A 17,349-nucleotide genomic window follows, 5' to 3' on the forward strand; every position below is an offset into this window, starting at 1 on the left:
TTGCTAAACTGTTGATTTATGGAACAGATAATCTATTAAAATGACAATATAGGCTGCCATTAAGCCCAATACTACTGAAATTAAATGGAAATATTCTTCAAACTGAAGGGCTATGACTACGGCCAGTGCGCCGGAAGCCAATCGCGTAAAGGTGCCAATTCCTCCTACTTTGCGGTTTTCCGCAGAAGCTTCGCCGAGCATGCGAATCTTACGCTGCATAAGCCAGAGGTTGTAGAAGCTCAATGCACTTCCAAGTAGAAGTCCGAGGAAAATTGACGGCCATGGGGTTACGCCCCATCCAAGTACGAAAAGAGCCAGAAGATAGAACATCCATTTTCTTTGACGGGCTATCATGTGCTGATATGTCTGCATATTAATCGTCTCCCGTGTACGTTCGTACTAAATGAATGGTTCCGTATGTACCTGCTCCTAATCCTAAGAGAAGTCCTATGATCAGAAATGTGGGTCCTGTGGAAAGATGACTGTCAAGCCAGTTCCCGAGAAATGCGCCGGCAAGTGGTCCGCCTGCGAGCTGGGAAAGGATGCTGCTTGTCAAAGCCATCGCACGAAAAGGGGGTTTTGATTGGTTCATAGTTCTACCTTTCCCGACAATGGAATGATCTGTTGAAAACCTATGGTGTCACTGATGAAAACCTTATCATTCTACCCTATGTAAGAATACAATAGGGGTAGGTTCATGTCAATGCGTTTGTGATTAAAAATACAAATGCACGACATGCTTTGCTCACATTTTCGTCACATTTCTGACAATACAAAATATTCCTTATTAACCACCAGAATTTTCCTTTACTAGGTACTTCTGCTATCAATTATAACAGACGCTGTCGAAGCATGGCAGTAAAAATAAAAAGGACAATCTGCTACGGCAGCAGATTGTCCTTTTTTAATATTTCACCCTTCCATATAAACAGGAAACGCATAGTGTTCGATACCATCTTTCGTCTCCACTAATGCGACAGCGATGTAACTGCCGGCCAGACGGTCCGCAGCAAGCTTCGCCGTTCCTTCTTTCATACCTGCGTCAGGATTGTCGATATCAAGCAGCTCTCCGGCATAGAAGAAGCTCCCGGCCCTGTACAAATCGACAGTGACCCGCTCTACTTCTTCTGCCAGATGAAAGCGGTAGGAGGCTTCCTTTCCTTTTCCTTCATCCACGAGCTCAAATCCTGATATTTGTTGATAGGATGCTTTCTCATTTACGTACGCATAAGGAAGCAGGTACTCTTTACCGTTTCCTCTCATTGTCAAATATCCTTGGTGGACACCGGGGTCAAGCAAGGAGGTCGTCAACCTGAGCTCCACTTCCACCTCTTTCTCCTCTGCCGGCAATAAATCAAACGACAACGGAACGGACCAGGATTCTCCATGCTTCATATTGGGCTGATCCATTTCCAACCGGACCACCTCATCTGTAGGGTTAGTTACACGGAAGCGGATCTTCTTCTTATAAAAAGCACCTTCTACTTTTCCAAAAGCAAGCGCTCCATGGTCAATCATCAGATCCGGATGGAGCGCTTTCCCAATGTCCATGGCTCCTGCCCCTTGTTCCATAGGAAGAGAGTCTTCTCCGTTAATCGGAATTGCTGTACTAGCCAAGGCCGTCTTTACTTGGGCAGGGGTCCACTCCGGATGGGCTTCTTTCAATAAGGCAGCAGCACCAGCGACATGAGGGGCAGCCATGCTTGTCCCCTGCATCGGCTGATATCCACCCGGAACCGTGCTCCAAATGTTCACACCAGGGGCGACGATATCCGGTTTGATTTCCCAGTTGGTTGTAACGAGTCCCCGGGAACTGAATGGTGCGATACGATCATTCAATGTATCCCATTCCGTCGCCACCCACTGATTCTGTGCCACCGCTTCCTCCACCAAAAATTCACCGGCCTCTTTGGAAAGAGAAGCGACGGGTACCGGGAGCTTCTGACCGTCCAAGGAACCTTGGAATGCCCCCTCTTCATTGTTATAAATCAAAACAGCAACAGCACCAGCTTGATACGCTTTTATCGCTTTCTCCACGAAAGGAATGGTCCCACGTTCCACTAACGCTATCTTTCCGCGCAAGTCTCCGAGATGTCCCTCCCCCTTCCCAGCATAAACAACGGGATACTTCCTGCTTAACTGCCACTGCTTCGACCCGGCGAACAATTGCAGCGGCACTTTAGCACGTACGCCCGGCACTTTTAAAACCGGTATTTTCATCGATAAAGCCGATGCCCCCACGGTAATCGCCTCCGAGGAAGTGGCTGGGGAACCGACCGTCCAGGCATCAGGACCCGAATTTCCGGCGGCAACGACGACAACGGTCCCGAGTTCAACCGCTTTGTTGACGGCATGGGTCGTCGGCCAATCCGGGCCGTTGACATCATTCCCGAGAGAAAGATTAATGACATCCATCCCTTCCTTCACTGCTTCCTCCAAAGCTGCAATCACCTGGACGGAAGAACCGACACCACCAGGGCCGAGCGCTCGATACGCATAAATCCTGGCGTCAGGGGCAATCCCTTTCATCTTGCCGTCTGCCGCGATTACTCCAGCAACGTGAGATCCGTGCGCGGTCGCTCCTTCCCCTTTCGTTTCCATCGGATCATTATCGAAATCAACAGTATCAAATCCTCCAATGTAATTCTTCCTAAGGTCCGGATGCGTGTAATCCACGCCTGTATCGATGACGCCGACTTTGACACCTTTGCCCGTATAGGATGAGGAAAGATTTTCTCTCAGTTTTTCCGTCGAGAACGTCATTTCATCATCTCCAAGTGCTCGATACGTTTGAACCGGATATTGATTGGTCACCATATCCATCCGGGCAAGCTTCTCCAATTCCTCCGCTTTCCCCCGAACCGCCAAGCCGTTGAACAAACGATCATAGACGGCGACTACTTCCAACCGGGGAAGGCGGGCTTCCAACATCTCCTGGAAATCAGAAGGTTTCTCTTCTACTTCCACAATGATGGTTACTTCCTCTGATGGTTCGGGAGGATCAGGTGGGTCAAAACCAGTCAACAAAGCAAAAGCCATAACGGCAAGCAACCATAATCGCATAGGACGGCGACCCCTTTTTTTACCTTTAGCTTCTGTCTCAACCTTTCATTTATACGTACATCCGACAAAAGAAAAACCGAACCCCGGAGTGGGTTCGGTCGTTGTGTGACTATTCAATTTCAAACGGGGCAGGTTTATCTTCACGCTGTTTGAAGAAATAGCGGATCGCTTCCGCAATACGCGCAGACGCCTTTCCATCCCCATAAGGATTGGAAGCCTGAGCCATCGCTTGATGCTTCTCTTCATCTGAAAGCAGTTCATGAGCAAGGTGGAAAATATGATCTTCTTCCGTACCTGCAAGCTTTAATGTACCTGCTTCGATCCCTTCCGGGCGTTCCGTCGTATCACGAAGCACCAGGACAGGCACACCAAGAGACGGTGCCTCTTCCTGGACTCCACCGGAATCGGTTAAAATCAAGTGTGCCCTGGAAGCGAAGTTATGGAAATCGATGACGTCCAGCGGATCGATCAGCTTGATTCGATCATCATTCCCAAGAATATCATCCGCCGTCTCTTTAACAACAGGATTCAAATGCACGGGATAAATGACCTGGATTTCATCATGCTCTTCCACGAGACGCTTGATCGCACGGAACATCTGCCGCATGTTGTTCCCAAGGTTTTCCCGACGGTGGGCAGTCATGAGAACAAGTCGTTTATCCCCTATTTCTTTAAGGATTTCTGAAGAATACCCTTCATCTACCGTCGTCTTCAACGCATCAATCGCTGTGTTACCCGTTACGAAGATATGCTCCTCCGGCTTCCCTTCCGCCAAGAGGTTATCACGCGATTTGTTGGTCGGAGAGAAATGCAGGTCCGCCATAACCCCCGTCAACTGGCGATTCATCTCTTCCGGGAATGGAGAATATTTGTTCCATGTCCGTAAACCGGCTTCGACATGGCCGACTGGAATTTGATTATAATAGGCGGCAAGGGATGCGGCGAATGTCGTCGTGGTATCGCCATGCACAAGAACCATGTCCGGTTTGGTTTCTTTCATTACTTCATCGAGACCTTCCAACGCGCGGGTCGTAATTTGAGCAAGCGTCTGACGGGATTTCATAATATCCAAATCAAAATCGGGTTGAATATCGAAAATTGCCAGTACCTGATCCAACATTTCCCTGTGCTGAGCCGTAACGGTAACAATCGGTTCGAACTGATCCGCCCGCTTCTTCAATTCAAGAACAAGCGGAGCCATCTTAATTGCTTCCGGTCTTGTCCCAAAGATTGTCATCACTTTAATACGATCTGCCATCATCATTCTCCTTTAATGAAGAAATGTACCTCTTATTTTGTGCCGTACAAACGGTCCCCAGCATCTCCGAGGCCTGGTACGATGTAACCTTTCTCATTAAGCTTCTCATCAAGCGCCGCAAGATATATATCTACGTCCGGGTGCTCTTCTTGTACAGCTTCCACACCCTCCGGTGCTGCAACGAGACACATCAAACGGATTTGACGTGCACCGCGTTTCTTCAGTGAGTGAATGGCTTCATTTGCGGATCCACCTGTCGCAAGCATCGGATCGATAACGATCAGTTCACGTTCTTCAATATCACTTGGAAGTTTGACATAGTATTCGACTGGCTTTAACGTCTCTGGGTCACGATAAAGGCCGACATGCCCGATCTTCGCAGCAGGAATCAATTGAACGATACCGTCTACCATGCCGAGACCGGCACGTAGAATCGGCACAAGACCGATCTTCTTACCAGTCAGCACTTTCGCTTTGGCGTTCTCCACCACTGGTGTATCGATTTCTACTTCCTCGAGGGGCAGGTCACGGGTAATTTCGAATGCCATCAGTGCCGCTACTTCATCAACTAATTCACGGAAATCTTTCGTTCCTGTCTCTTTTTTGCGTATGTACGTCAACTTATGCTGAATTAATGGATGATCCAGTACATAAACGTTCGCCATTGCCAATCACTCCTTCTCAGTGTTTACATCCTTTAAATTGTACTGAAAAAGTAGTGTCCCTGCAACCCGGGAATCGACATCTTGTCATTTATCCAGACAAAGACCGACGCCATAAAAGGATTGACGGTTCCGAAGTCTCAAAGATAAGGAAATAATTACATGAACATAAACAACCGCAAGAGCAAGAGTCCCTCCCCCTGTGAAGAATATCTCTGCGACATACTAAAAAGCCCTCCCGGCAAGGCCGGGAGGGCTTCCTTTTAAAATTATAAAGAGGAATAGTTAAGGGTTTGATACAAAGGGAAACGGGAAGTAAGTTCACGGACACGCGTTTCCGCTTCCTTCATCTTCTCCGTATCTTCATGGTGATCCAGAGTGAAAGCGATCAAGTCAGCGATCTCTTTCATCTCTTCTTCCCTGAAGCCTCTGCTTGTTACCGCTGCCGTACCTACGCGGATACCGCTGGTAACGAACGGGCTTTCCGGATCGAAAGGAATGCCGTTCTTGTTCGTTGTGATTCCGATCTCATCAAGAGCCTTCTCGACAACTTTACCGGTCAGATTCTTACTGCGAAGATCAAGAAGCAGTAAGTGGTTATCCGTACCGCCGGAAACGAGATCGACTCCTTTTTCCGTAAGGGAGGCAGCAAGCTGTTTCGCATTGGCGATGACTTGACGGGAATACTCTTTGAATTCCGGCTGCAGGGCTTCTTTAAAGGATACAGCTTTGGCTGCGATAACATGCATCAAAGGACCGCCCTGCATACCAGGGAAAACGTTCTTATCGATTTGTTTGGCGAACTCTTCGATACACAGAACCATGCCGCCTCGCGGACCACGAAGAGTTTTGTGTGTTGTCGTCGTTACGAAATGAGCGTGAGGTACCGGGTTCGGGTGAAGACCGGAAGCTACAAGACCGGCGATGTGAGCCATGTCGACCATCAAGTAGGCACCGACTTCATCAGCAATTTCACGGAACTTGGCAAAGTCGATCTCACGAGGGTAAGCACTCGCACCAGCTACAATCAGCTTCGGTTTCACTTCTTTTGCTTTAGCAAGGACAGCATCATAATCGATACGTTGACCTTCTTCATCTACCCCGTACTCTTCAAAGTTGTACAACTTCCCACTGAAGTTGACAGGGCTGCCGTGTGTCAGGTGACCGCCGTGGTTCAGGTTCATACCAAGAACCGTATCACCAGGCTCCAATATAGTGAAGTAAACAGCCATGTTCGCCTGTGCACCGGAGTGCGGCTGTACGTTAACGTGCTCGGCACCGAACAACTCTTTCACACGATCACGGGCAAGGTTCTCCACAACATCCACGTGTTCACAACCGCCGTAATAACGACGTCCAGGATACCCTTCCGCGTACTTGTTGGTAAGAACAGATCCCATAGCCTCCATAACGGCTTCGGAAACAAAGTTTTCTGATGCAATCAATTCAATATTGTCCTGTTGGCGCCCTTTTTCATCCTGAATAGCTGAAAAAACCTCTGCGTCTACTGATTTAACATGATTCATTGTCAAAACTTTCCCCTTTCCATTCCTTTAATCACAAGAACCTTCTTCTGCAACCCTCTCATAAACAGCTCTAGCCCCGCCAATCAGAGGAGGACGTGTTGTGGCAGCTGTAATATGTGCCCGGCCAATGGATTTCTGCGCGATTCGGAGCGGTACGGCTACCCGCTTCAAGTGCATCCCGATCAGAGTGTCTCCGATATCAAGTCCGCCTGAAGCTTCGATTCTTTCCACCAAGACCGGATCCTCCATATGCTTGTACGCATACGATGCCATCGATCCACCGGCTTTAGGAACCGGGACCGCAGCGACTTCCATTAAGCGGTACTTTTCCATAACTGGACGTTCGACGACTAATGCTCGGTTCAAGTGCTCACAACATTGGAAAGCAAGCTCCAAATCCCCGGCACGCCGAAACTGCTGTAAGCCTTTAAAGACGACCTCCGCAATCGCTTCGCTTCCGGATGTACCGATCCGTTCCCCGGCGATTTCGCTCGTTGAACAACCGATGACAAATACCCCTCGTCGGATGGAACCACCCTCTAACAATTGCTCCGCTGTCTTACGGACATCTTCCTGCACAGCATGTACATCTACCATCTCATCCACCTCCTGGCAGAACTATGAAAAAAGAGAAGCACCATACCGCTCCTCTTTTTTGTCAGCTTCCGCTTTTGACGGCATCCGCTTTTCTACATCCCATTGTATTACTTATTTTCGTATTCGGCAATCTTACTTATGCGAGTTTTGTGCCGACCCGCCTCAAAATTTGTCGAAACCCAGGTTTTTGCGATTTCCCTCGCCAATCCCGGACCAATAACACGTTCTCCCATACAAAGAACGTTGGAATCATTATGCTCCCGCGTTACCTTTGCCGTGAACAGATCATGGACCAGCGCAGCCCGGATTCCTTTCACTTTATTGGCAGCAATGGACATGCCGATTCCTGTGCCACAGATCAGAATTCCCTTGTCGAATTCTCCATCCGCAATCCGCTTCGCAGCCGGAATGGCATAATCCGGATAATCGACGGAACCTTCACAGTCGCACCCTATATCCTCGAATTCTATTTCCAACTCTTCCAGAACACCCGCCACTTCCTTACGCAGGTTGACTCCACCATGGTCAGAGGCAAGGATTACTCTCATCTACGACACTCCTATCTTTCATTAATATTATATCTAATCGTGCCAGTTTCCATTATAGGTGTCAATCCTCCCGACGACCAGCACCACGACTACTGTTTTTTGTCCACAAAAAAAGACTTGAGCACTCTCAAGCCTTGTCGTCCTGCCATTTCGCTACAAGCAGGTCCAAATATTTTTCAATCTCATCCCTTGTCGATCTGTAAATATGGATACTGCCTCCGAAGGGGTCGGATATATTGAGATCCGGCAGTTCTTCCTCTAGACTCTTGATCTCTTCGATCTCCTGCTGCAATTCCTCGTATAAACGCTGCTCAAGCGCTTGGGGATCAGAGTGGTCTTCAGAAGCATTTCTCAGCAGAATCGACCGCTTCTCTTCAAAGCTGCTGTATAGATCCTTGAGTCGGTTCCACTTGTTCTCATCCAATACCACATATTCTTTTAACGTAAAGTATTTATCTTGGTGATAAGGATACTGCAATGCTAAGGTCTGCTTGTGGCGATCCGTCATCGTCAACACTATGTCCGCCCATTCCAGCAGATCATCATCCACGTTAACCGCTTGATGATTCATCGTCAAATCTTTCTCTTTCAAAACCAGTTCCGAATTCTTCGCCAATGGTTCTCCCTTGCCTGCAAATATTCCGGCGGAGCGGACCTCACCTTTGTCCCATTTTGACTTTAACAGCGCTTCAGCCATCGGACTTCGGCAAGTATTACCAGTACATACAAATAATATATTCATAGCCATTCTTCTCCTAACCAATAGTCCGTTTTCTCCATAATAGCACAGGTATGGGCAACTCGAAAAACATGTCAAAATATGGCACTTAATCCGAGTACACACAGAATGCTTCCCCCGAGCAATTCACTGGATGTTCCCAACAAGCTTCCGGCCCTCCGACCGATCACGAATCCTGCCCATGTCAATAACATACTGAACAAACCGAACGACAATACGGAAAGGATAACTTCCGCATCCCTCAAACCAAGACTGAAACCGACAGGAAAGCTGTCGATGCTCACACTTAAAGCGAACAACCACAACCCTACTCCCGTGATTCGATAGGAGACCGAGTGCTTTTCGGTAAAAGAAGCGAAAACCGTGTAGGCTCCAAGACCAAATAACATGACTCCGCCGGCAAAGGCTGCAAACTCACTCGCCGTTCCAGAAAGCCATTGACCGAGGACCATCCCGAGTCCCGGCATTAATATATGGAAGGCTCCGATGACAATGCCCGCAAAGAACGCATGCTTCAGACGGACGGCTTGCATTCCCATCCCCAACGAAACAGAGAATGCGTCCAACCCTAAAGCAATCGATAACAAAACTAGCGAAACCAGCTGTTCCAACTGTTCATCCTCCTCCTCGGACATGCTGTATCATCGTATGCCGAGAAAAGGAGTGGTATGTTAGTTCTGAGAGAGTTTCTTCGTGGACGCTTTTGTCAACCGGTTCATGACAGCAGCTCCAACACCTGTTTCCGGGAATGTTTCACAAAGAATGACATCGACGTCGGCTTCTTTGAATTCCCTAAGCGCCTGATACAAATGAACGGCGATTTGTTTCACGTCGGTTCTCGACCCACAAGCAATAACGCGGGAGTGATCCAGTTTCTGCGCCAGTTCCCGGCTGGCTATGACTCCAACACGAAGCCCCTTCGCTTTCTCCTTTTGAAGGCAGGAAAGAAAGAAATCTTCCTCTCCATCCACAAGCCATAGCGGAGCTTCCGGTGCGTAATGGGTATATTTCATGCCCGGGGATTTAGGCTTTTCCGTCTCGTTCGCTAAGGCGGGATCGACAATCACTTCTGAAAGAATGCGCTCAAGATCCTCTTTCGTTATCCCACCTGGGCGAAGGATAATTGGTACTTCCGTCGTACAATCGACAACCGTGGACTCCACACCGACTCCGGTAGCTCCTCCGTCTATAATACCGGCTATTCTGCCGTCTAAATCCTGACGAACATGCCCAGCAAGCGTAGGGCTCGGCCTTCCGGAACGGTTGGCACTTGGAGCAGCAAGCGGAAGGCGGGATGCTTTAATAAGCGAAGCAGCCACCGGATGATCCGGCATGCGGATACCGATGGATGATAATCCTGCTGTCACGTTATCCGCAGCTGTGCCGTTGCTTTTCATGATCAGGGTGAGAGGTCCGGGCCAGAAAGCATCCATCAGACGTTCAGCAACGGGAGGGATTTCAGATACAAGGCCCTTCACTTGAGCTCGATCAGCGACATGGACGATCAAAGGATTATCCGAAGGTCTGCCTTTCGCATCGAATATGCGCTGAACAGCAGCTTCCTTTGTTGCATCCGCTCCCAGTCCATACACCGTTTCTGTTGGAAAAGCGACGACCTCCCCCGATTGAAGCAGACGTGCCGCCTCTTCGATCGCTTCATCTGTTACCGCCGGTTGCTCCGGCATTGTCCACATTTTTGTATCCATCTCATCTGTACTCCTTTTTCCTACCTTACTCGATCGTGATTTACTAGTCTCTATTATGAATAATTCAACAAAATATCGCAAATATAGACATTATTCACAAGATGCCCCCAACTTACCCACAATATTGTCCACATATCCAAAGAATCCGTTAGTTTGAAAGCGTGTGAATAAAAAATAATCCACACGTTATACACAGAAAAATGAGTCGTTGTGTATAAGTGTGGTACTTACCCACAGTCACTTGTTATTAACCTCATAAATCCACACGCCTGATTCGACAGAGTCCCGTTGAAAGGATTGGTGCTGCAACAAGAAATCCAGCGTTTCCGAATGACTTTCTACGAGAAGCGCTCGAAGATCCGTTTCCTTTACGTATTTTTGTATCAATTCAAACACTGCAAGCAGGTGTCCAGGCTTTACCTCTCTACTGACCTGCAGGCGTTCCAGCTTTCCAATACCGGCCGGTAACCGGCGTATGTGGAAGCTTCCGATACTTCCGTTTTGCCCTTTGATCTGGTAGGAATCCCTCTCTGTTTTCTCAATATACATACAAAACACACCCCTTTTGCTTTCTATTCTATGAAAAGGGGTGTGCCTGCTATGCTAGGAAAAGATATTTTCCCATATTTCTACGACAAAGAATTTCACTTCTTTCTCTTCTTCCGTCGTCTCTTTCATCGTTTCTTCTTCCGCAATCGCTTCCAGCTGATCCGCTTCTGATTCTTCTATCGGTGTTTCTTCTTCCGCCGCTACGCTCGTGCCGTCTGAGAAGTCAAGGAAACACATCGGAGGGAATAAAACGCACCACCAGTTGTCCCCTTCCCCTTCTCCAAGAGTAATGAGAATTGCTTCATACTCCCCCGCCGGATAAATGAACGGTCCATACAGCTTCGTCGGGAATGTAACATTCTTTCCATAATCGACGTGATAGGTTTGTTCCACCCCATTATCCTCCAACGTCTGAGCAACGATTGCCTCGAGTTCAGGGAGACGGTCCTGTATAAGCTGACGCGCCGCTTCGATTGATGTCAATTCTTCCACCCATTCCGTAATCTCTGCATTAACGCGGTCCCTGACCTCGCGCTTCAACGCTTGGGCTTCCGGCGCATTACTGTCCGCCAATATTCTCAATCGGATCGCTTCATCCGGAATCACTTGATAGTTCTCTCCTGTTTGATCAGCATCCGTTCTCTGTCCCCATGGCAATACGATAAGAATGATAGATAAGGATAATAATAGCAGCCACGCGTTTTTCATTTCCATTCCCCCTGTACTCTACTAGTCGCTAGTATAGTCAGAGGAGCGGAACTTTAAACAGGCTGATCTATGAATCTGGGATCTTCACATACGCATACAAGGCGCAAACGCGAACACCATGCGGTCTCTGCCATTTATATCTTTTTTCACCTCAACATTATATGTTGGAAAAGCCGCCGCCAGCAGCTCTTTCACCTGCGGCCCCTGTTGGTAACCGATCTCGAAAGCTATACATTTCGGTAGTTGTCTACATGTGGATAACTGTTCAACGATCGTCAAGTAGGCTGCCAATCCGTTCTTATCGGCGAACAGAGCCAATTCAGGATCAAAATCCACAACCGTATCAGCCATTTCTCCTTTTTCCTCCCAAGCTATATAAGGAGGGTTGGAAAGGAGGATATCCACTTCTACATCCATTAATGGTTGATAGAAATCCCCTTGATGAAACGTGACGTCCGCTCCGAGCGCCTGCGCGTTTTCAGAAGCTACTTTAAGCGCGGCTTCTGAAATATCCACTGCATGAACAGTACTTCCCGGTATTTCCAGCGCCGCTGTAACAGCGATAACGCCGCTTCCTGTACCGATATCGGCGATACGGGGATTCTTCATGCCGCAGCTTTCCACAATACCGATGATCCCATGCACCAACTCTTCCGTCTCTGGACGGGGAATGAGCACATGACGATCGACTTTGAATTCTCTGCCGTAGAACGGAGCCGTGCCGATCAAGTGCTGTACCGGTACTCCCGTTTCCGCATGAGCCAGAACCGAGCGGACAAATGCCTCCCGGTGCTCTTCCGGAAATGGATCGGTCTCAAACGCCATCAGCTTGGCCCGCGACCAGCCGAACAAATCTTCCAACAGCATGTCAGCGACTCTCGTTTCTCTGTCCCTGTCCCGCAAAAAAGAAGAAGCCCAGCGGCGGGCTTCTTGAATCGTCGTAAAAGCAGGCTGCATATCATTCACCGAGCTGTTCCAACTTCTTCGCTTGTTCTTCCATCAGTAAAGCGTCAATAATTTCACTCATATTCCCCTGCAGTACCTGATCGAGCTTCTGTAACGTCAATCCAATTCGGTGATCCGTCACTCGCGTCTGCGGGAAATTGTAAGTGCGGATACGTTCAGAACGGTCGCCGGTTCCTACCGCTGACTTCCGACTCTCATCATATTCTGCCTGCGCTTCCTGCTGGAATTTATCATAAATACGGGCACGAAGTACTTTCATCGCTTTTTCCTTGTTCTTAATCTGTGACTTCTCATCCTGAATGGACACAACGATCCCTGTAGGTTCATGAGTCAAACGTACAGCGGACATCGTTGTATTGACACTCTGCCCTCCCGGTCCACTTGACGCGAAGGTATCAACACGAATGTCCTTATCATGGATTTCCACTTCCACTTCTTCCGCTTCCGGCATGACGACGACCGTTGCAGTCGAGGTGTGAATCCTTCCGCCTGATTCCGTTTCAGGGACACGCTGCACACGGTGCGCACCGTTCTCAAACTTCAGCTTGGAGTAAGCCATGTTTCCATTAACCATGAAGATGATTTCCTTGTAACCACCAACATCACTCGGGTTGGCTTCCAAAACCTCCGTCTTCCAGCCTTGAGATTCCGCATAACGCGCATACATGCGGTATAAATCCCCGGCAAACAGAGAAGCCTCGTCTCCACCGGCAGCTCCACGCACTTCCATAATAACGTTCTTATCATCGTTTGGATCTTTCGGCAGCATCAGAACTTTCAGGCGTTCTTCAAGTTCCTGCTTCTGTCCGGACAATTCTCTGATTTCTTCTTTTACCATTTCCGTCATATCCGCATCCGACTCATCATCGAGCATCGCCTTTGCATCAGCAAGCTGCTCTGTCACTTCTTTATATTCACGGTAAGCATCGACAGTCGCCTGCAGACCAGACTGTTCCTTCGAGTATTCCCGCAGTTTATTTGTATCTGAAATGACCTCAGGATCACTTAACAATTCATTTAATTTCTCGTAACGATCTTCCAGCGTTTGTAAACGTTCGATCAATGATATGCACCTCTTTCTCCATAACATTCTAATTATATTATAGAGTAATCCCTGTTACAACCGGACATCCGCCCTCATGACGAGGAAACCCGATACACATGTGTACCGGGTTTGAAGGTCTTCCTTCTCTTACTTGATTTTCACGTGAACATCGTATCTTGGTACGGCTTGGAATACGGCTTCCTGTATCTGTTTCTTCCATTCCGAAAGTTCCGAATCACTCATGTCCGCTTCCCCGTCGATATCAACCGTCACCCACGCATCTCCCGCTTCAAGGATGATCCGTTTCACATCGACGCCGGGCAGCTGTTGAACCGCTTCTTTCATGTTTTCCCGATCCTGCTTCAACCCCCATGTATAACCAACCTTGTCGATGGAACGGGGATTTTCCGTATCACGGGTCACTTCATTGTTCATGCCCATGTTTTCAACATCGTCTCTGCTTGTCATTCCTTGATATTTATCTCCCTGCTGCAGACCGCAGGCAGCTCCGACAACAAGCATAACCAAGAGACTTATATATACCTTCCACATACCTTCACCTTCTTTTTACCGATAGTTTCTCCGGTTCAGGCGTGGATATGTAGATTTTTTACAAACAATTGTTTCACCCTGACCTGCGCATGCCTGTTCGTCGTTTCGGTTCTGTCACATACTGACGAAGCCCTTCACATAAGTCGGCATATTCCAAACACATCCGGTAGACAGGGTCCTCCTTCGAGCCTGTCAGTAACAGACATTCTTCCGCACTGGTCCTGCACACTTCCGCGCAGGATAGACACAGCTCGTCTTTCATATGGCTGCCTTTCTCCACCACTTCCGCTGCATACTTGAAGGCATTCATACATTCTTCCAACAGATTCGCTTTCACCAGAATGGAACTACTCTGATGTCTCATGGTATCTCCCTTCCTCCCTATGATGACCACCTACCATCAGAATATCACAATACCTCCCACAATAAACGGCAGCGAGCACATCGACAATTATAAAAAAGACAGCCGGATTCCAGCTGTCTTCTCTTCTGTCAATTTATTGTTTTTTCTTCATAAACGGCTTCCACATCACGCTGCCGCGGCTTATTCGGAACTTCATGATGGTGGCGGCACCTCGGCTCGTAAGATTCTGATGCACCTACCAGAATGATCGGATCATCATACGAAGCCGGTTCACCGTCAATCAGACGCTGGGTACGGCTTGCCGGAGATCCACAGACGGGACAGATTGCATTCAGCTTCGTCACACTTTCACTGAGCGCCATCAATTCCGGCATCTTGCCGAATGGCTCACCTCTGAAATCTGTATCCAGACCGGCAACGATGACGCGTATGCCGCGGTCCGCCAGACATTCGACGACTTCGACAATATGCTCATCAAAGAACTGGATTTCATCAATACCGACGACGTCCACATCATCCGTCACATGCTTCAGGATTGCAAGCGAACTTTCAATGGGACGAGCCATGATCGATGTACCATTATGACTGACTACAGCATCCTCCTTGTAGCGATTGTCGATGGCAGGTTTATAAACACGAACGGTCAAATGACCGAAAGTCGCCCGCCTCACTCGTCGAATCAATTCTTCAGACTTTCCGCTGAACATACTTCCACAGATGAGTTCCACCCATCCACTCTGCTTCATTACATACACGTCACTGTCGCTCCCTTCTCATAAATCAAGAAAATCCATAAAAGGAAAAAGCCACGGCAGACGGCATATCCACCTTCCATGCACCTGGACCGTCCTGCCGAAAGATGCTGCCGGCTCCCGTGTCGCTTTTCCTTCTATTCCCATGTATCAACCGACTACCATAAAAAAAGAGCCACCCCGATCAGCCCCGATGAATCGGCGGCAATACTTCACCAAGGACAGCCCTTCCTATATATCAAACCGGATACAGGTCACACAAAGCTCCCTACACCCCTATTTTTTGACAAAAAAACAGGCAAACCTCTGAGACAATTTGCCTGTTTTTGTTCAAAATGATGAAATCTCCCCCGAAACGAGGGAGTATCATAATTATGAAAGGTTATATTTCTTCTTGAAGCGATCCACACGGCCGCCAGCTTTGTCAGCTTTCTGCTTACCTGTGTAGAACGGGTGAGACGCAGAACTAATCTCTACGCGGATCAATGGATAAGTGTTTCCATCTTCCCACTCGATTGTTTCTTCAGAAGTCTTAGTAGATCCTGTTAGAAACTTGAAATTAGAACTTGTGTCTAGGAATACGACTTTACGGTATTCTGGATGAATTCCTGCTTTCATGTTCTTCCACTCCTTTTTGCCCTGAATCCTTAGGAAACAGAGTTATTGTAAGAGCCGTCGAAGGTTCGTGATAACACCTTGTACTGAAACTCACATAGAATGATTATAACAGGGGGACTACCCCTTTGCAACAGCTAATGACAATTATCTGGTTGTTGACAGAAAGTACCTTGAAAGAGAATCAGCGGCGGGTCGTCGCTTTCCCTTTCATGTCCTTATCCATCATATCGAAGAACTCTTCATTGTTCTTCGATGCTCTCAAACGGCGGAGGAGGCGGTCGGCGAAGTCATGGGAATCCGACATCGTCTTCCGGATCGCCCACAGCTTGTCCAGGTGTGCTTTAGGAAGCAGCAATTCTTCCTTCCTTGTGCCGGAACGCGGGATGTCGATTGCAGGAAAGATCCGGCGTTCGGCAAGAGAACGGTCGAGATGAAGCTCCATGTTTCCTGTCCCTTTGAATTCCTCATAAATGACGTCATCCATTCGGGACCCCGTATCTACAAGAGCCGTCGCAAGAATCGTCAAACTTCCACCCTCTTCTATATTACGCGCGGCACCGAAGAATCGCTTCGGACGGTGGAAGGCGGCAGGATCTATACCGCCGGAAAGCGTCCGGCCACTCGGCGGAATGACAAGGTTATAGGCGCGTGCGAGACGCGTGATACTGTCCATAAGCACGATGACATCCCGCTTATGTTCAACAAGACGCATGGCACGCTCTAATACTAATTCTGATACTTTAATATGATTTTCCGGAACTTCATCGAATGTGGAACTGACAACATCGACATCAGGAGCGACGGAACGCTCGATATCCGTGACCTCTTCCGGACGCTCGTCTACAAGCAGAATGATCAGCTTGGCATCGGGATGATTCGTAGAGATGCTGTTAGCCATCTGCTTAAGGAGCATGGTTTTCCCTGCTTTCGGAGGTGCAACGATCAAACCACGCTGCCCATATCCGACAGGAGACACGAGATCCATAATTCTTGTTGAGAGCTTCTTCGTATCTGTCTCCAGCTTCATGTGCCGGTCCGGATACAGCGGAGTCAACGCCGGGAAGTGGACACGCTCTTTCGCAGAATCAGGGTCTTCCCCATTGACGGCGTCTACATGAAGAAGTCCATAATAGCGCTCGTTTTCTTTCGGAGGACGGACTTTTCCTGATACTTTATCTCCGTTTCGCAAATCGAAACGACGGATTTGGGAAGCCGAAATATAGATATCCTCCGCACTAGGAGAATAGTTGATTGGACGCAGGAATCCGAAACCTTCCGAAGGGATGATCTCCAATACCCCATCCATGAACAGAAAGCCGTCTTTCTCTGCCTGGGCTTTCAAAATCGCAAAGATCAGCTCCCGCTTTGTCAATTTGGCGTAATAGGATACTTTATATTGGCGGGCTTTCTCATAAAGTCCTTTGAGTGTCATAGTTTCTAAGCTGGAGATAGTTAAATCTGCCACGTAATCACCACTTTTTTATTTTTACTTTCGCAAGAATCCACTGGAGATAAGGTCGGTTTCACACGGAAACGGTCCCCTCCTTCAGATGATCCCTGAATATCAATAACGAGTTCCCGGACGATCCGGAACATTTGGAAAAAGTTGAATAAGGGCCTTGATCATCCCCACGAGCTGCAGCTCATTCATTCAGTTTAGAAAACGACTTTTCAAATAGATTAAGATGAAAAGAAG

Annotated in this window: 20 protein-coding genes; all 20 read right to left on the reverse strand. The window is 48.2% G+C overall.

The window, feature by feature from the left end:
• Positions 1–3: 3 nt before the first annotated feature.
• Positions 4–372 carry an ATP synthase subunit I gene (locus AXG56_RS12465; RefSeq protein ID WP_008632351.1) on the reverse strand — a complete coding sequence of 123 codons (369 nt, stop codon included), beginning with the start codon at positions 370–372 and terminating at the stop codon, positions 4–6.
• Between the two features lies 1 nt (position 373).
• Complete coding sequence (locus AXG56_RS12470) at positions 374–592, reverse strand: AtpZ/AtpI family protein (RefSeq protein ID WP_008632348.1); 219 nt, start codon at positions 590–592, stop codon at positions 374–376.
• 320 nt (positions 593–912) lie between these two features.
• Positions 913–3,063, reverse strand: coding sequence for a S8 family serine peptidase (locus tag AXG56_RS12475; protein ID WP_062514858.1), 2,151 nt, complete (start codon positions 3,061–3,063; stop codon positions 913–915).
• Positions 3,064–3,172: 109 nt separating this feature from the next.
• Positions 3,173–4,321 (reverse strand): non-hydrolyzing UDP-N-acetylglucosamine 2-epimerase, encoded by a 1,149-nt coding sequence (gene wecB / locus AXG56_RS12480; protein ID WP_026577871.1) that lies wholly within the window; start codon positions 4,319–4,321, stop codon positions 3,173–3,175.
• 32 nt (positions 4,322–4,353) lie between these two features.
• Positions 4,354–4,986, reverse strand: coding sequence for a uracil phosphoribosyltransferase (upp, locus tag AXG56_RS12485; RefSeq protein WP_008632331.1), 633 nt, complete (start codon positions 4,984–4,986; stop codon positions 4,354–4,356).
• 266 nt (positions 4,987–5,252) lie between these two features.
• Positions 5,253–6,509 (reverse strand): serine hydroxymethyltransferase, encoded by a 1,257-nt coding sequence (glyA, locus tag AXG56_RS12490; RefSeq protein WP_008632329.1) that lies wholly within the window; start codon positions 6,507–6,509, stop codon positions 5,253–5,255.
• Positions 6,510–6,536: 27 nt separating this feature from the next.
• Positions 6,537–7,106: a TIGR01440 family protein gene (locus AXG56_RS12495; protein ID WP_062514859.1), complete on the reverse strand. Its 570-nt coding sequence runs from the start codon at positions 7,104–7,106 to the stop codon at positions 6,537–6,539.
• 107 nt (positions 7,107–7,213) lie between these two features.
• Positions 7,214–7,654 carry a ribose 5-phosphate isomerase B gene (rpiB, locus tag AXG56_RS12500; RefSeq protein WP_008632322.1) on the reverse strand — a complete coding sequence of 147 codons (441 nt, stop codon included), beginning with the start codon at positions 7,652–7,654 and terminating at the stop codon, positions 7,214–7,216.
• A gap of 127 nt (positions 7,655–7,781) precedes the next feature.
• A complete protein-coding gene (locus AXG56_RS12505; protein ID WP_062514861.1) occupies positions 7,782–8,396 on the reverse strand; it encodes a low molecular weight protein arginine phosphatase in 615 nt (204 codons plus the stop codon).
• A gap of 71 nt (positions 8,397–8,467) precedes the next feature.
• Positions 8,468–9,004 (reverse strand): manganese efflux pump, encoded by a 537-nt coding sequence (locus AXG56_RS12510; RefSeq protein WP_008632318.1) that lies wholly within the window; start codon positions 9,002–9,004, stop codon positions 8,468–8,470.
• Between the two features lie 60 nt (positions 9,005–9,064).
• Complete coding sequence (locus AXG56_RS12515; RefSeq protein WP_008632316.1) at positions 9,065–10,099, reverse strand: L-threonylcarbamoyladenylate synthase; 1,035 nt, start codon at positions 10,097–10,099, stop codon at positions 9,065–9,067.
• 237 nt (positions 10,100–10,336) lie between these two features.
• Positions 10,337–10,648: a hypothetical protein gene (locus AXG56_RS12520; RefSeq protein WP_008632314.1), complete on the reverse strand. Its 312-nt coding sequence runs from the start codon at positions 10,646–10,648 to the stop codon at positions 10,337–10,339.
• A 54-nt stretch (positions 10,649–10,702) separates the two neighbouring features.
• Positions 10,703–11,356: a stage II sporulation protein R gene (spoIIR, locus tag AXG56_RS12525; protein WP_008632313.1), complete on the reverse strand. Its 654-nt coding sequence runs from the start codon at positions 11,354–11,356 to the stop codon at positions 10,703–10,705.
• An 84-nt stretch (positions 11,357–11,440) separates the two neighbouring features.
• On the reverse strand, positions 11,441–12,313 hold the full coding sequence (prmC, locus tag AXG56_RS12530) for a peptide chain release factor N(5)-glutamine methyltransferase (protein WP_062514864.1): 873 nt from the start codon (positions 12,311–12,313) through the stop codon (positions 11,441–11,443).
• 1 nt (position 12,314) lies between these two features.
• Positions 12,315–13,385 carry a peptide chain release factor 1 gene (gene prfA, locus AXG56_RS12535; RefSeq protein ID WP_008632311.1) on the reverse strand — a complete coding sequence of 357 codons (1,071 nt, stop codon included), beginning with the start codon at positions 13,383–13,385 and terminating at the stop codon, positions 12,315–12,317.
• A 129-nt stretch (positions 13,386–13,514) separates the two neighbouring features.
• Entirely contained in the window at positions 13,515–13,919 is a 405-nt protein-coding gene (locus AXG56_RS12540; RefSeq protein WP_062514869.1) for a YhcN/YlaJ family sporulation lipoprotein, read from the reverse strand.
• 73 nt (positions 13,920–13,992) lie between these two features.
• Positions 13,993–14,283 (reverse strand): hypothetical protein, encoded by a 291-nt coding sequence (locus tag AXG56_RS12545; RefSeq protein ID WP_026577865.1) that lies wholly within the window; start codon positions 14,281–14,283, stop codon positions 13,993–13,995.
• Positions 14,284–14,411: 128 nt separating this feature from the next.
• Complete coding sequence (locus tag AXG56_RS12550) at positions 14,412–15,038, reverse strand: thymidine kinase (protein WP_008632306.1); 627 nt, start codon at positions 15,036–15,038, stop codon at positions 14,412–14,414.
• Between the two features lie 369 nt (positions 15,039–15,407).
• On the reverse strand, positions 15,408–15,653 hold the full coding sequence (locus AXG56_RS12555) for a type B 50S ribosomal protein L31 (RefSeq protein WP_008632303.1): 246 nt from the start codon (positions 15,651–15,653) through the stop codon (positions 15,408–15,410).
• A gap of 181 nt (positions 15,654–15,834) precedes the next feature.
• The gene (gene rho / locus AXG56_RS12560) at positions 15,835–17,118 is read right to left on the reverse strand and encodes a transcription termination factor Rho (RefSeq protein ID WP_008632301.1); all 1,284 of its coding nucleotides are present in this window, start codon (positions 17,116–17,118) and stop codon (positions 15,835–15,837) included.
• Positions 17,119–17,349: the final 231 nt, after the last annotated feature.

The organism is Halobacillus sp. KGW1 (assembly GCF_001592845.1).
Taxonomy (GTDB): domain Bacteria; phylum Bacillota; class Bacilli; order Bacillales; family Halobacillaceae; genus Halobacillus.